Origin of the sequence: Streptosporangium sp. NPDC004379 (genome assembly GCF_042873875.1) — a bacterium.
Taxonomy (GTDB): Bacteria; Actinomycetota; Actinomycetes; order Streptosporangiales; family Streptosporangiaceae; genus Streptosporangium.
Genome location: NZ_JBIAMC010000015.1, coordinates 1 through 14,292, shown reverse-complemented (window position 1 = coordinate 14,292; position 14,292 = coordinate 1). Strand labels below are relative to the sequence as shown.

Sequence of the window (14,292 nt, the reverse complement as noted above, 5' to 3'; positions counted from 1 at the left end):
CGGCGACGGCACGGGCGGTTTCCGCGCCGTCCACGCCGTCCGACGTCACAGGCCGTTTCCGCGCCGTCCACCAGACAGGGCCGACATGCCCTAGCGAAAAGGGCATTTAGCCTCTAGAGGCCCGCCGTCCGCGCGCCCACCCTTCTGGATGTGAGGCGAGCCGGTTCCCGGTGACGCGCCGCCCGTACCGTCGCCTCACACGTGCGGGCCGGGCCCTTCGCCCTCCCCGCCGGGGGAGGCTGGAGGCACGATGTGCGTCAACGTCGGAAACGTCATGACCCGGAAGGTGGTCTCGGTCCGTGAGGACGCCTGCTTCAAGCAGATCGCCGCCGTGTTCGTCGCCCACGCGGTCGGCGCCGTGCCGGTGCTGGACGGCGAGGGCCGCGTGACCGGTGTCGTCTCCGCGTCCGACCTGCTGCGCGAGGAGCCGGAGGGCCCACCGGGGACCGCGCCCGGCGACGGCGTCCGCCGCCCGAGCCGGTGCGATCTCGCCCGGCGGCTGATGTCCTCCCCCGCGATCACCGTCCCGGAGGCCGCGACGCTGGCGGACGCCTGCCGCCTGATGCGCGACCACCACGTCAGGCGGCTGCCGGTGGTGGACCGCCTCGGCCGGCTGGTGGGCATCGTCAGCCGCCGCGACCTGCTGAAGCCGTTCGTCCGGCCGGACCGGGACATCGAGCGCGAGATCCGCCAGGACGTCCTGACCCGTTCACTGTGGATGGACACCTCCCGGGTGCGGGTCTCCGTCAGGAACGGCATGGCGACGCTGAGCGGCACGATGACCCTGCGCGGCGACACCCGGACCGCCCTGACGATGACCCTGCGGGTCGACGGCGTCGTCGGGGTGATCGACGATCTGCTGTGGGAGCGGGACAACGTCCCCGTCCGCCAGGGGTTCTGACCCCGTCCCCGGGAGGGCCGCGGAACCGGAGATCCGTACGACACGGGAGCATGGGACCGGAGATCCGTACGACACGGGAGCATGGGACCGAAGGTCCGTACGGCGCGGGGCCATGGTCCGTGAGAAGGGGACCTTCTCCCCTCAACCGCCGGGACCTCCCTCGACGAAGCTTCAGGTATGGACATCGACTCGATCCGGCCGCACGCGCTCTCCCGGGAGGAGTGCATGAAGCTGCTGTCGTCGGCCCCGATCGGCAGGATCGTCTTCACCGACCGGGCCCTTCCCGCGGTCGAGCCGGTCGACTTCTGCGTCGATGGCGGAAAAATCGTGATCTGCACAGATTCCTCCTCCAAGGTGGCCGCCGCCACCCGGGACACCGTGGTGGCGTTCGAGGCGGACGACTTCGACACCGACGCCCGCACCGGCTGGTCGGTCACCGCCGTGGGGCGGACCCGGGCCGTCCATGATCCCGAGGAGGTCACCCGGCTGACCGGGCTGCCGCTGACGGCGTGGGCCGCGGGCTGCGGGGACCACTTCATCGTGCTCCGCATCGAACGGATCTCCGGCCGGCGCCTCCGCCGCTAGCGGCGCCGCCGGAGGGCGCACCGGCGGGCGCACCGGCGGGCGTCCGGCCGAGGAGCCCGAACGTCGCAGGTCGTCCGTACGGCCGGCGCGACCTGCGAGGGGAGCGTCCGTAAGGCTGTGGGGCCCACCGGCCCGCGTTCCGCACCGGGCTCAGCCCAGCGGAACGCTCCAGGTGAGCCGGGTGCCGCCGCCGGGCGGGGCGTCGGCGCGGAAGACGCCGCCGAGCCGGTCGGCGCGTTCCCGCAGGTTGCGCAGTCCGCTGCGGCGGCCGTCGGCGGGCAGGCCGACGCCGTCGTCCTCGACGAGGAGGGTCAGCCGGTCCCCGGCGAGCCCGGCGCGCACTCCGACGCGGGTGGCCTTCGCGTGGCGGACCACGTTGGACAGCGCCTCGCGCAGCACGGCCAGCAGGTGGTCGCCGATCTCGGGTGGGACCCCGGTGTCCAGAGGGCCGTCCATGGTCAGGGCGGGCTGGAAGCCCAGGTGTGCTCCGGCGTCCTCGACCAGCGCGGTGATCCGCCCGCGCAGCCCTCCGGTGTCGCCGCCGTCGGGGCTCTGCAGGGCGAAGATGGTGGAGCGGATCTGCCGGATGGTGTTGTCGAGTTCGTCGATGGCGTTCTGCACCCGGGTTCCGGCCTGCGGCCGCTCGATCAGCGGCACCGCGCTCATCAGCGTCATCGCGACCGCGAACAGGCGCTGGATGACCACGTCGTGCAGGTCCTTGGCGATGCGGTCGCGGTCCTCCAGCAGGCTGAGGCGCTCGGCGTGGATACGGCTCTCGGCCAGTTCCAGCGCGATCGCCGCCTGCCCGGCGAAGGCGTGCAGGGTGCGCAACTCGACCTGGCTGAACGGGATGCGGCCGGGGCGCTTGGCCAGCGACAGCACCCCGCGCGCCGTGCCGGCCGCGCCGATCGGCACCGCCGCGGCCGGTCCGGGCGCCGCCGGGTCGGCCGTGCCCGGCGGGAAGCCGCCGACGGGGCCGGTCACCATGAACGGCTCGCCGGAGGCGAACGCCTGCCCGGCCAGCGATCCGGTCACGAGGGCGAAGGCGCCCACCTTCGGGCACAGCCGTCCGTCCGCGGGGCCGTCGCACTCGCCCGGCGCTCCCGACGCCTCCGGTGCTCCCGGGGCTTCCGATGTCTCCGGTGCCTCCGGTGCGCCCCGGCCGCCGTCCGCGGCGTCCGAAGCATCCGAGGCGGCCGGCGCATCCGGGACGATGCCGGGACCCTCCGCGATGACCACCCGCAGCCGCCGGCCGTCGCCGTCCGGCAGCAGCACCGCCACCGCGTCGGCGCCCGCCATCCGCCGCGCCCGCCCGGCGATCAGCGTGAGCACCTCGGTGGGCTCGGCGCCCGACAGCAGGGCCGTGGTGACGTCGGAGGAGGCCTGCAGCCAGACCTCCCGGCGGCGGGTCTCCTCGTACAGGCGGGCGTTCTCGATGGCGACGCCGGCCGCGGTGGCCAGGGCCACCACGATCGCCTCGTCCTCCTCGTCGAACTCCCCGCCGCCGCGCTTCTCGGTGAGGTAGAGGTTGCCGAACACCTCCTCGCGGATCCGTACCGGCACCCCCAGGAAGGAGCCCATCGGCGGGTGGCCGGGCGGGAAGCCGTAGGACTCGGAGTGGTCGGCGATGTTCGCCAGCCGTACCGGGCACGGATCCTTGATGAGCAGGCCCAGCAGGCCCAGGCCGTGCGGCCAGTGCTCGATCCGGGCGATCTCCTCCTCGCTCAGTCCCACCGGGAGGAACTGCACGAGCGTGTCCTCCTCCCCGATGACGCCCAGCGCGCCGTAGCGGGCGTCGACCAGGGTGGTGGCGGTCTCCACGATCCGCCGCAGCACCGTCTCCAGATCCAGGTCGCTGCCCACCGACACCACGGCGTTCAGCAGGGCCTGCATGCGGTCGCGGGTGGCCAGCACCGCCTCCAGCCGCACCTGCAGCTCCGCCAGCAGCTCGTCCAGCCGCATGTGCGGAGTTAGGGCATATGGCTCAACATCTGCCATACATATGAGTTTCCCCACGAAATGCGCATCGCACCCACTCTGCTGCGCAGCGGCTCCTCCGGCGGTGGCCGAAGGTCCCCGCCGTTGAGGACCTCCGGCCACTGCCCGGCGGCCCTCGCGGCGGTGTGATGAGAGATGCGGGCGGCACGGGAAGCCCGGAGGAGGTCCGGTATGCACGCGAAGGTCAAGGACGTCATGACCACCGAGGTGGCGTCGGTCAACGGCTGCACCCCGTTCAAGGACGTGGCGGAGGTGCTCATCGCCCACGGCGTGAGCGCGGTCCCCGTGGTGGACGCCGAGGGGCACGTCGTCGGCGTCGTCTCGGAGGAGGATCTGCTGCGCAAGGAGGAGTTCAGGGAGCGCTACTACCGCGAGGGCTACCAGCCGCCGCTGCGCTCCCGGCTGCGTGATCGTCTGAGCGCCAAGGGCGGGGACGGCCGGTCGAAGGCCCGGGGCGACACCGCCGCCGAGCTGATGACGGCTCCGGCGGTCACCGTGCGGGCGCATGCCTCGATCGTCTCGGCGATGCGGCTGATGGAGGAGCACGGGATCAAGAGGCTGCCCGTGGTGGACGCCGAGGGCGTCCTCCAGGGCATCGTCAGCCGCCACGACCTGCTGAAGGTCTTCGTCCGTGATGACGCCGACATCGCGGAGGAGGTGCGCCGGGACATCCTCGACCGCACCCTGTGGGCCGAGCCCAGCACCGCCTCCGTCACGGTCCACCAGGGCGTCGTCACCCTGACCGGGCGCATGCACCGGCGCAGCGACGCCCGGCTGGCGGTACGGATGGTCCAGCGGGTCAACGGGGTGGTCGACGTGGTGGACGAGCTGCGATGGACCCTGGACGACACGCCGGCCTGGAGCGGCCGATAGGCCCCGGAACGGCCCGTAGGTCCAGGAACGGCCGGAAGCCCTGGAACGGCGGGTGAACCTTGGAACGGCGGGTGGGCCTTGAGGCGGCCGGTGGCCATCCGGGCTCCGCAGGGGGTCCTCCGGGATCCGCCCTCAGTCCTCCGTGGCCGTCCTCGCCAGGGCGGCCTCCGCCGGGTGGTCCGCCGTTTCGCCGGTCAGGTCGTCGTGGTCGTAGGTGACGTCGATCCGCAGGTCCACGACGCCGTCCGCCTGCCGCGCGGCCTCGGCCAGGCGGGCGATCTGCGACCGCCTGGCCAGCCGCCCCTGGATGCGCACCATGCCGGCGTCCACCGAGATCGTGAGCGTACGGGGGTCCAGCCGCAGCCGGGCCACGGCCGCCGCCACGTCGGCCAGGACCTCCGGCGCCCGTCTGGCGAAGATCCTCAGCAGGTCGGCCTGGTGCACGGTCCCGGCGATCCGCCCGCTGACGGCGTCGATCACCGGTAGCTGCCTGACCCCGTTGACGTGCATCAGGCGGGCCGCCTCCCTGACCGGGGTCTCCCCCACGACCGTGGGCGCCGGGCTGGTCATGAGCTCCTCGGCGGTCATCTCCATGATCTTCTGGTGGTCCGGGCTCCGCCCGCCGCCCGCGGGCCCGCCGTGCGGTCCGCCCTCGCCGTACGGAAGGTCCGTCCCGCCGGGCAGCAGATCGTCCTCCGACACCGTGCCGACCGGGCGGCCGTCGGCGTTGACCACCGCGACGGCGTCCACCTTGAAACGGCGCATGGTCGCGACGAGATCGGCGAACGTCGCGTCACGCTGGACCGCGATGGCCACCCTGCCCATGACGTCCCTCACCCGCATGACCATGGTCTCTCCTTCTGACCTAGTCCGCCGCGGCCCGCGCGTCCCCGCTCCGCGCGGCCTCGGTCCGCGCGCTCCCGGCGGGGGCCACGTCCTCTTCCGAGAGGACCGGCGCGGGGACGACCGCGACGGCGCAGGCGCTGCGCTGGAGGATCGATCTGGTGACCGAACCCAGCCGCCCGTGCCCGCGCGCCCCGCCGACCACCATCAGGCTCGCCTCCCTGGAGAGGTCCGCCAGGACGTCCTTCGGCGGCCCGGTGACGCCGTGGACCCGGACGGCCACCTCCGGGTACCGGATCTGCCACGGCCGCAGCCGCTCGATCATCTCCCCCTCGGCCGTCTTCGCGACGATCCCCGGCTCCGGCATCGGCGGCCCCTGCGACAGCCACGGCATCGGCTGGAGGGGGCCGCCCCGCACCGCCACCAGGCTGAGCTGCCGGACGTCCGCCTCGCCGAAGGCGAACCCGATCGCCTCGTCGCGCGTGTCCGCGGCCATGCCCAGGACCACGGCCCCACGGTGCAGCGGCACGGGGATGGGGCCGGGACCGCGCACCACGACCACCGGGCAGCACGCGTGCGCCGCGACGTAGCCGGCGATCGACCCCAGGACCGTCCTGGCCAGCGCTCCCATGCCGCGCGAACCGACCACGACCAGTTCGGCGCGGGCCGACAGCTCCACCAGCCGCTCGGCGGCGGACCCCTCGTACAGGTCGGCGGTCACCTCGGTGATCGAACTGCTGCATGAGCGGGCGCAGTCGGCGCCGTGGTACAGCACGTGCTCGGCCGCCTTGCGCAGGTGGAGCTTGACCTCCTCCTCGGCCTGGCCGTACGGCCAGCGCCAGGCGTGGGCCACCCTCAGCGGCAGCTGCCGCAGTTCCGCCTCGTCCATCGCCCACTCCAGGGCCTGCATGGAGAAGTCCGAGCCGTCGTAGCCGACGACCACCTCGCGGGTCTCGGTCATCCTTCTCACCCCCTCCCATGGTCGGGAGAGGGTCTCCCGGAACGGCAGGGCGGAAGGTCCCCCCGGCATGGGACCTTCCGCCCTCATCCCCGCCCGCGCGGGCGACCGCGCCGTCTCACGCCGTTCCCCGCCTCCCCGGTGCGGGCGGCCCCCTCACCGGCCGCCCGCCGTCTCGCCCCGCTCCCCGGTCACCCCCCGGTCGACGCTCCTCGGTCACCGTTCCTCGCGGCCCGGGCGGGTTCCTCAGACCTTGGTGATGCGGACGGCGTCGGCGATGACGTAGCCGGTGCCGGAGGTCCAGCGGCTGACGCCGACGACGTTATAGGTGCCGGTGTTGAGGGAGAAGGTGCCGATGCTCTTCCAGGCTCCGCCGCCGGAGCGCTGGTCGACGTAGAGGGTCTGGTTGCCACCGGAGGCGGCCACGATGTACGGCGCCGAGCTGTTGTAGCCCGCGTCCGCCGGGTACCACACCTCGACCTTGTACGTCCCGGCGCTGGGGACGGCCGCCCGGAACCAGGCCACGTCGCTCGCCGCGACCGGGGAGGCGAACCGGTAGTCGGCCCCGTACCGCTGGCCGGAGTAGGCGGAGGTGCCCCAGGAGGCGCTCGCGGTGAACCCGGAGCCGGAGTTGTCGACGATCACGCTGAACTGGCCGGACCCGCCTCCGGTGACCACCTTGCCCGTGCTGGGGTCGCTCTCGGCGTGCAGGCGGTCCAGGGCGGTCACGTAGTAGGTGTAGGTGGAGCCGGCCGCCGCGCCGGTGTCGGTGAAGGACGTGGCGCGGGTGGTGGCGACCAGGTTGCGGGCGTCGGCGAAGAAGCACGGGTCGGCCGCGCCCTGGGAGCCGTCCACCCGGTAGACCGCGTACGAGGCCGGGGTTCCGGTGCCGCCGCGCTGCCACGACAGCGCGACCCCGCCGGTCCCCCGGGTGGCCGAGGTGATCGAGGGCACGGCCGGCGCGGCGCCGGCGCCGTACGCGGGCACCAGGGCCGGCTTCGAGTAGTGGGCGGCCACGAGCGTGGAGACGGCGCCGATCCGGTCGGCCCTGATGTCCTTGGCGCTGAAGAAGACGTCACCGAGCACCTCGGGGTGCCGGCGGTTGTAGGTGAGGTGGTCGCTGAGCTCGGCGGGCCGCTGCCAGGCCGCGCTCTCACCGGACGCCCCGGCCCGGTAGGCGGCCTGGCCGACGAACAGCTGGACGCCCGTGCCCCGGACCGTGCCCGCCCACCAGGCGGTGAGCGTCTGGTAGTCGGCCACGTTGTAGCCGATGTTCCAGTAGATCTGCGGCGCGATGTAGTCGACCCAGCCCTGCTTCACCCACAGCCGGGTGTCGGCGTAGATGGCGTCGTAGGACTGCATGCCGGAGGTCTGCGAGCCCTGCGGATCGGTCGAGGCGTTGCGCCAGATGCCGAACGGGCTGACGCCGAACCTCACCCACGACTTGGCCGCGTGGATCCGCTGGTCCAGCTCCTTGACCAGGAGGTTGACGTTGTCGCGGCGCCAGTCGGCGATGCTCGCGAAGCCGCCGCCGTACTGGGCGTAGGCGGCCGCGTCGGGAATCGTCTCGCCGCTGACCGGATAGGGGTAGAAGTAGTCGTCGAGGTGCACGCCGTCGATGTCGTACCCGGTGACGGCGTCCATGACGGCGTCCTCGATGAAGTCGCGGACCACCGGGATCCCCGGGTTGTAGTAGAGCTTGCCGCCGTAGGCGAATCGCCAGTCGGGGTGCTGACGGGCGGGGTGGGTGGACACCAGGCGGGTGGGATCGTCGTGGTTGGCGATCCGGTACGGGTTGAACCAGGCGTGGAACTCCAGGTTCCGGGCGTGCGCCTCACCGACCATGAACGCCAGGGGGTCGTAGCCGGGGTTCCCGCCCTGGGTTCCGGTCAGCCACTGCGACCAGGGCTCGTACGGCGAGGGCCAGAACGCGTCGGCCGTCGGCCGGATCTGCACGACGACGGCGTTCATGTGCTTCTGCACCGCCAGGTCCAGCCAGGCACGGAACTCGGCCTGCTGCGCCGAGACGCTCAGACCGGTCCTGCTCGGCCAGTCGATGTTGGCCACGCTGGCCACCCACATCGCGCGGAGCTGGCGTTTCGGAGTCGCCGGGTCGGTGGCGCAGGCGGCGAGGGCGGTGGCCGCGTGCGCCGTCCGCGGGGCGCCCGCGGTGGCGGCGGCGATGGCGGTGGTCGTGGGGGTGAGGGCGAGGGCGAAGGCGAGGGTCGTCGCGGCAATGCGACCGAGGGCGGCGAGCCGCCGCTTCCGGCCCGCTCGAGGCGTCGTCACAGAAAAGAAGTTTCAGACCAATCCCACCAAAGCGCAATAGTCTTCACCACTCTCCGTATGACGGGAGACGAGCGGGACGCCTTCGGAGAATTTGGAACGCGCCAAATGAAGCGAGGCCGGATCCGGATGAACCGAGCGGCCCACAAAGACGGAAATCTTCTTCTAACTCGGAAGTAATGTCAATTATCGACATTTGTCAGATGAAAGCCGTACTGTGCAGCCGTTGGCACCCCCCGATCAAGGAGCGATCATGACGCTCGCCCGTGCCCGGTCAGCCGCCGCAGCCGCCGGCTTACTCTCCGCCCTCCTGATCTTCGGAGGCCATCCGGCGTCCGCCGCGCCGCCCGCCCCACCCGCGCCGGCCGCGTCCGAGGGGCCCATGGCCGCCGCGTTCACCCGCGCCGCCGCCACCTACGACGTCCCGCGCGACCTGCTCGTCGCGCTCGCCTACTCCGAGACCCACCTCGACGGGCACGGCGGCGCGCCGAGCGCGAGCGGCGGCTACGGCGTGATGCACCTGGTCAGCAGCCCCGCCGCGCACAGCCTGGAAAAGGCCGCCCAGATCACCGGCCAGCCCGCCAGGACGCTGCGCAGGGACGACACCGCCAACATCCTCGGCGGCGCCGCGGTGCTGCGGTCCTACGCCGACGAGCTGGGCCTCGACGACGCCGCCCGCAAGGACGCCGGCCGCTGGTACGGCGCCGTCGCCAAGTACGGCAACGCCTCCACCCCGGAGGTCGCCCGGTTGTACGCCGACACCGTCTACAACTTCCTCGGCACCGGCATCGACACACCCAAGGTCAAGGTCGCCCCGCAGGAGGTCACCGCCGACCGCGGCGAGTACGCCAAGGCAGCGGACCTCAACGCGCCGGTCAACTCGCTGGCCGCCAGCGCCGACTACCCGGCCGCGTCCTGGGTGGCCGCCAGTTCCAGCAACTACACCGCCTCCAGCCGCCCGTCGAGCTACGCCATCGACCGGGTCGTCATCCACGTGACCCAGGGCTCGTACGCCGGCACGATCTCGTGGTTCCAGAACTCCAGCGCCCAGGTCTCGGCGCACTACGTGGTCCGCTCCTCCGACGGCGCCGTCACCCAGATGGTCCGCGAGAAGGACGTCGCCTGGCACGCCGGGAACTGGACCTACAACACCCGGTCCGTCGGCATCGAGCATGAAGGCTACGTCAGCGACGCCTCCTGGTTCACCGACGCGATGTACCGCTCCTCGGCCGCGCTGACCCGCGCCATCTGCGACAAGTACGGCATCCCCAAGGACCGCTCCCACATCATCGGGCACAACGAGGTGCCCGGCGCCACGCACACCGACCCCGGCACGTACTGGAACTGGACCAAGTACATGCAGTACGTGACCGGCAGCGGCGGCGGCACCCCGTGGTCGGCCACCGTGGACAACACCACCGCCGGGAAGTTCACCGCCAGCGCCAACTGGGGCACCTCCACCTACTCCGGCCAGCGCTACGGCACCGACTACCGGTACGCCAACCCCGTCGCCTCCAGCGACCCGGCCTGGTACCAGGCGAGCATCCCCAGCGCCGGGACGTACAAGGTCGAGGTGTGGTACCCGGCGGACGCGGGCTACAACAGCTCGGCGCCGTACATCGTGGCCGCCTCCGGCGGTAACCAGACCCTCTACGTCGACCAGCGCTCCGGCGGCGGAGCCTGGAAGAGCATCGGCACCTTCTCCCTCAACGCCGGCACCTACAACGTCGTCGGCGTCAGCCGCTGGACCTCCGGCACCGGCTACGTCATCGCCGACGCCGTCCGCATCACCAAGGTCTGACCCCGGACGCACCGTCCGGCACCGGGTACGGCTCGCGCCTCCGCGGAGGCGCGAGCCGTCCTCGTGCCCGGCGACCGGCCGGGCACCGGTCCCGGCATCCGCCGTACCGGATGCCGACTCATGTGGCAGACCCCGCTGCGCCGCGGGGCCGACCCGGCCGAGATCGCCGAGGCCGCCGCCTGGCTGCTGAGCGACCGCTCCTCCTTCGTGACCGGCACCGTCCTGCGGGTCGACGGCGGCGCCCGGGCCTGAACCCCGGCAAGGACGAACGATTCCCTCTCCGAAGGCCGAAGCGAGGCGTCCTTCTCACGAGAACGGCGGGCGTCTTCGCAAGGCGTGGGCAACCGTGTCAAGGAGGCGCGGTGCGCAATGCGGCGACCGGTGTGACTGCATCGCCGAACGGGCTCACCCAGGCGGGCCGCGCCATCGCCGCCGCAGGTGGCGGGGGCGATGACCATCGGAACCGCCGCTCGCCGCGCCGACCTGCCCGCTCGGCGCTGAACGATCGCAGCGGACCGGCCCGGTAATTACGCTGCCGCTCAGCCGAAGGGACCGGCCGTCCCGCCGGCCCCTCTTCAGCCCTAGGAGACGTGTTGACCACTCCCGGAAAGGATCGCAGCGATCGCAGTCCGTGGAACTGGCTGTTGATTGTACCGATCATCCTTCCTTTGTTGCCATTCCTCTTCAACGCCGACGGGCCCCGGCTCTTCGGCTTCCCTCGTTTCTACTGGCTCCAGCTCGCTTTCATCCTGGTCGGCGTCACCTGCACCACGATCGTCTACCAGATGACCAAGCGGAAGCGGTGAACCGATGAGCGAGCACCTGACTGAGATCATCATCTTCACCTTCCTGTTCCTGCTGGTCAGCGCCATGGGCTTCGTGGCCGCCCGCTGGCGCCGCCCCAAGGACCTCGCGACGCTCGACGAGTGGGGGCTGGGGGGCCGGAGCTTCGGCTCGTGGATCACCTGGTTCCTCGTCGGCGGCGACCTCTACACCGCCTACACCTTCGTCGCGGTGCCGGCGCTGCTGTGGGGAGCCGGGGCCACCGGCTTCTTCGCCGTGCCGTACACGATCGTGGTCTACCCCATCGTGTTCCTCGTGCTGATCCGGCTCTGGTCGGTCTCGCACGTCCACGGCTTCGTCACCCCGGCGGACTTCGTCCGGGCGCGGTTCGACTCCCCCACTCTCGCGCTGCTGATCGCCATCACCGGCATCGTCGCGACGATGCCCTACATCGCGCTGCAACTCGTCGGCATCGAGGCCGTGCTCAAGACGATGGGCGTGACCGGCCACCTGCCGATCATCATCGCGTTCGCCATCCTGGCCGCCTACACCTACCAGTCGGGCCTGCGCGCCCCGGCGTTGATCGCCTTCGTCAAGGACACGCTGATCTACCTTGTGATCATCGTCGCGATCATCGTCATCCCGGCGAAGCTGGGCGGCTGGGACGGGATCTTCGATGCGGCCAAGGCCAAGTTCGACGCCACCCCGGCGCAGGGCGACGGCCCGCTCCTCAACGCCAGCAACCAGCTCCAGTACGTCACGCTGGCCCTGGGCTCGGCACTCGCGCTGTTCCTCTACCCGCACAGCGTCACCGGCGTGCTGGCGTCCAAGAACCGCAACGTGATCAAGCGGAACATGTCCGCACTGCCCGCCTACAGCCTGCTGCTCGGCCTGATCGCGCTGCTCGGCTACATGGCCATCGCCGCCGGGGTCAAGCCCATCGGCACCGACAACAACACGATCGTCCCGCAGCTCTTCGACAAGATGTTCCCCGACTGGTTCGCCGGCGTCGCCTACGCCGCCGTCGGCATCGGCGCGCTGGTCCCCGCCGCGATCATGTCGATCGCGGCCGCGAACCTGTTCACCCGCAACATCTACCGCGAGTACCTGAAGCGGGACGCCACCGACGCCGACGAAGCCCGCGTCTCGAAGATCACCTCGCTGCTCGTCAAGGTCGGCGCGGTGCTGTGCATCCTGTTCCTGGACACCGGCTTCTCCATCGACCTACAGCTCATCGGCGGCGTCATCATCCTGCAGACCCTTCCGGCGGTGGCGCTCGGCCTCTACACCCGCTGGCTCCACCGGACCGGTCTGATCGCCGGCTGGATCGCCGGCATGGCAGCCGGGATGATCATGCTCTACAACATCTCCAACCCGGCCACCGGCAAGATGCACTTCGCCGGATCGGCGTTCCCGCTGTCGAAGCTGGGCTTCGACACCAAGATGACCGTCTACGCGGGCATCCTGGCCCTCCTCATCAACCTGGCCGTCGCCGTCATCGGCACGTTCATCGCCCGGGGCGCCAAGATGGCCGAGGGCAACGACGTCACCCAGCCCGACCACTACTTCGCCGACGAGGGCGACCCCCGCGTCAAGGAACTCGACCTCACCCATTGAGAACCGGCCCGCTCCCGCCCTCCCGGCGAGGGCCGGAGCGGGCCGCCGTGGTCTTACCGCACGGGAACCGTCCCTGTACTGTCACGATCATGGTGCGGGAAAGGGGCGGCGGAACGGATGGCCGGAGACGCGTGAACCGACTGGGGGTGATGTCGTTGGCCGTCGTCCTGACCGCGTGTTCCCCCGCCCCTCCGGCCTCCTCCGCCCCCGCCGCCGGACCGCCACGGTCCGACCTCGCCCTCGCCGTCCAGGCCGCCGCCGACGACCTGGTGACGCGTGGCGCACCGGGGGCCGTGGTCCACGTCCACGACGCCGGCGTGACCCGGGAGGCCGCCGCGGGTTTCGCGGACGCCGCCGCAGGCGTTCCGATGCGGCCCGACCACCGGTTCCGGATCGCGAGCATCACCAAGACCTTCACCGCCGCCGTCATCCTCCAACTCGTCCGGGAACGCGAACTCTCGCTGGAGGACACGCTGAGGAAACTGCTCCCCGGCGTCGTACCCGGCGCCGACGGCGTGACGGTGAAGCAACTGCTCTCCCACACCAGCGGCATCCCGGACTACCTGACCGATCCCCGTTTCTCGACCATCATCACGAAGGACGGCCGGCACACCCGGAACTGGCCGCCCCGGGCGCTGCTGGGCTATGCCGGAAAACCCTCCCAGCGAGGGGTCCACCACTACTCGAACAGCAACTTCATTCTGCTCGGACTCATCATCGAGAAGACCACCGGACGGCCGTACGGTCAGGTGGTCCGCTCACGGATCACCGAGCCGCTGGCGCTGCGCGCCACCGAACTAACCGATGATCTTCTGCCGCACCGGCTCGCCCGAGCCCGCTACGGCGACGACCAGGGGGCGACGCGGGTGAGCTCCTCCATCTTCTGGTCGGCCGGAGGACTGGTGTCGACCGCACGGGACGTGGCGGCCTTCTATCGGGCGTTGTTCACCCGCTCCCTGCCCGAGGGAAATGCGATGACGGACCACGGAGGGCTGGGAATCTTCCCCGAAGAACTGCCGTGCGGCATTCGCGCGTGGAGTCACTCGGGACTGATCCACGGCTATTCCGGGGTCGCCATGAGCAGCGAGGACGGCCGCCGCCAGGTGGTCATCCAGCTCAACCACTCCGACCACGGCGGGGTCGTCTCACAGGCGCGGAAACTGATGTGCCGGTAGCGGTCGGCTTCGGAAGCCGTCAGCGCGACGATGGCCTGGACGGTCGAAAGATCCCTGGCCGACAGTCGATCCGCAATGACCAATGAACTCACCTGTGGCTCGCGGTTCGACAGGCAACAACCCGAGGCCCGGTTCCGCCGCCGGCGGATTGTCGAGGAGCCGACCGCGGATGCCCTCGATCGTCGGGCATCCCTAGGCGTCGATCCGCCGGGTCGGCGGCACTCACGGATCCCGCTCAAGCCATAATCCGTGGTACTTCTCGGCATCCGACCGGCCATTCCCAGAGAATGCCGGAATCGCTTCCGAACGGCCCCCATCCCGCAACCGCCTCCGGGAGGCGATTCCAGGCCGGAAAGCCGGGAAACACGAAAAGGGCCGTTCTCTGACGAAGTCAGAGAACAGCCCTTCCCATGAAAGATTGTCCGGCGGCGACCTACTCTCCCACACCGTCCCCGGTGCAGTACCATCGGCG

At 71.2% G+C, this 14,292-nt stretch carries 12 protein-coding genes; 8 read left to right on the top strand and 4 right to left on the bottom strand.

Features of this window, described 5'->3' with window-relative positions; all coding sequences use genetic code 11:
- The first annotated feature begins 274 nt into the window (after nt 1-274).
- On the top strand, nt 275-901 hold the full coding sequence (locus ACFYSC_RS27815; protein ID WP_389967592.1) for a CBS domain-containing protein: 627 nt from the start codon (nt 275-277) through the stop codon (nt 899-901).
- Between the two features lie 177 nt (nt 902-1,078).
- On the top strand, nt 1,079-1,486 hold the full coding sequence (locus ACFYSC_RS27810) for a pyridoxamine 5'-phosphate oxidase family protein (RefSeq protein ID WP_389967590.1): 408 nt from the start codon (nt 1,079-1,081) through the stop codon (nt 1,484-1,486).
- Between the two features lie 150 nt (nt 1,487-1,636).
- Here ACFYSC_RS27810 and ACFYSC_RS27805 read toward each other — a convergent pair whose 3' ends face one another.
- Nucleotides 1,637-3,484 (bottom strand): GAF domain-containing sensor histidine kinase, encoded by a 1,848-nt coding sequence (locus ACFYSC_RS27805; RefSeq protein ID WP_389967588.1) that lies wholly within the window; start codon nt 3,482-3,484, stop codon nt 1,637-1,639.
- A 171-nt stretch (nt 3,485-3,655) separates the two neighbouring features.
- On the opposite strand from ACFYSC_RS27805, the gene ACFYSC_RS27800 reads away from it, so the two are divergent.
- Entirely contained in the window at nt 3,656-4,357 is a 702-nt protein-coding gene (locus tag ACFYSC_RS27800; RefSeq protein ID WP_389967586.1) for a CBS domain-containing protein, read from the top strand.
- Nucleotides 4,358-4,489: 132 nt separating this feature from the next.
- Here the strand turns inward: ACFYSC_RS27800 and ACFYSC_RS27795 are convergent, their stop codons facing one another.
- The 3 genes from ACFYSC_RS27795 to ACFYSC_RS27785 all read right to left on the bottom strand — a co-directional run bounded on the left by ACFYSC_RS27795 (nt 4,490) and on the right by ACFYSC_RS27785 (nt 8,447).
- On the bottom strand, nt 4,490-5,206 hold the full coding sequence (locus ACFYSC_RS27795; protein WP_389967584.1) for an HPP family protein: 717 nt from the start codon (nt 5,204-5,206) through the stop codon (nt 4,490-4,492).
- A gap of 16 nt (nt 5,207-5,222) precedes the next feature.
- Nucleotides 5,223-6,161, bottom strand: a complete 939-nt coding sequence (locus ACFYSC_RS27790; RefSeq protein ID WP_389967582.1) for a universal stress protein — start codon at nt 6,159-6,161, stop codon at nt 5,223-5,225.
- Nucleotides 6,162-6,404: 243 nt separating this feature from the next.
- Nucleotides 6,405-8,447 carry a family 10 glycosylhydrolase gene (locus ACFYSC_RS27785; protein ID WP_389967580.1) on the bottom strand — a complete coding sequence of 681 codons (2,043 nt, stop codon included), beginning with the start codon at nt 8,445-8,447 and terminating at the stop codon, nt 6,405-6,407.
- Between the two features lie 250 nt (nt 8,448-8,697).
- Between ACFYSC_RS27785 and ACFYSC_RS27780 the strand changes: the two genes are divergently transcribed.
- From ACFYSC_RS27780 to ACFYSC_RS27760, 5 genes are all read left to right on the top strand, one after another.
- On the top strand, nt 8,698-10,245 hold the full coding sequence (locus tag ACFYSC_RS27780; RefSeq protein ID WP_389967578.1) for an N-acetylmuramoyl-L-alanine amidase: 1,548 nt from the start codon (nt 8,698-8,700) through the stop codon (nt 10,243-10,245).
- A 120-nt stretch (nt 10,246-10,365) separates the two neighbouring features.
- Nucleotides 10,366-10,497, top strand: coding sequence for an SDR family oxidoreductase (locus tag ACFYSC_RS27775; protein ID WP_389967576.1), 132 nt, complete (start codon nt 10,366-10,368; stop codon nt 10,495-10,497).
- A gap of 338 nt (nt 10,498-10,835) precedes the next feature.
- Nucleotides 10,836-11,051: a DUF3311 domain-containing protein gene (locus ACFYSC_RS27770; protein ID WP_389967574.1), complete on the top strand. Its 216-nt coding sequence runs from the start codon at nt 10,836-10,838 to the stop codon at nt 11,049-11,051.
- A gap of 4 nt (nt 11,052-11,055) precedes the next feature.
- The gene (gene mctP, locus ACFYSC_RS27765) at nt 11,056-12,645 is read left to right on the top strand and encodes a monocarboxylate uptake permease MctP (RefSeq protein ID WP_389967572.1); all 1,590 of its coding nucleotides are present in this window, start codon (nt 11,056-11,058) and stop codon (nt 12,643-12,645) included.
- 131 nt (nt 12,646-12,776) lie between these two features.
- Nucleotides 12,777-13,820 (top strand): serine hydrolase domain-containing protein, encoded by a 1,044-nt coding sequence (locus ACFYSC_RS27760; protein ID WP_389967570.1) that lies wholly within the window; start codon nt 12,777-12,779, stop codon nt 13,818-13,820.
- Nucleotides 13,821-14,292 lie beyond the last annotated feature (472 nt).

Coding starts and splice junctions, on each gene's coding strand:
- ACFYSC_RS27815 (WP_389967592.1), top strand. CDS start 275: ATGACCCGGAAGGTGGTCTCGGTCCGTGAGGACGCCTGCTTCAAGCAG.
- ACFYSC_RS27810 (WP_389967590.1), top strand. CDS start 1,079: ATGGACATCGACTCGATCCGGCCGCACGCGCTCTCCCGGGAGGAGTGC.
- ACFYSC_RS27805 (WP_389967588.1), bottom strand. CDS start 3,484: ATGGCAGATGTTGAGCCATATGCCCTAACTCCGCACATGCGGCTGGAC.
- ACFYSC_RS27800 (WP_389967586.1), top strand. CDS start 3,656: ATGCACGCGAAGGTCAAGGACGTCATGACCACCGAGGTGGCGTCGGTC.
- ACFYSC_RS27795 (WP_389967584.1), bottom strand. CDS start 5,206: ATGGTCATGCGGGTGAGGGACGTCATGGGCAGGGTGGCCATCGCGGTC.
- ACFYSC_RS27790 (WP_389967582.1), bottom strand. CDS start 6,161: ATGACCGAGACCCGCGAGGTGGTCGTCGGCTACGACGGCTCGGACTTC.
- ACFYSC_RS27780 (WP_389967578.1), top strand. CDS start 8,698: ATGACGCTCGCCCGTGCCCGGTCAGCCGCCGCAGCCGCCGGCTTACTC.
- ACFYSC_RS27775 (WP_389967576.1), top strand. CDS start 10,366: ATGTGGCAGACCCCGCTGCGCCGCGGGGCCGACCCGGCCGAGATCGCC.
- mctP (WP_389967572.1), top strand. CDS start 11,056: ATGAGCGAGCACCTGACTGAGATCATCATCTTCACCTTCCTGTTCCTG.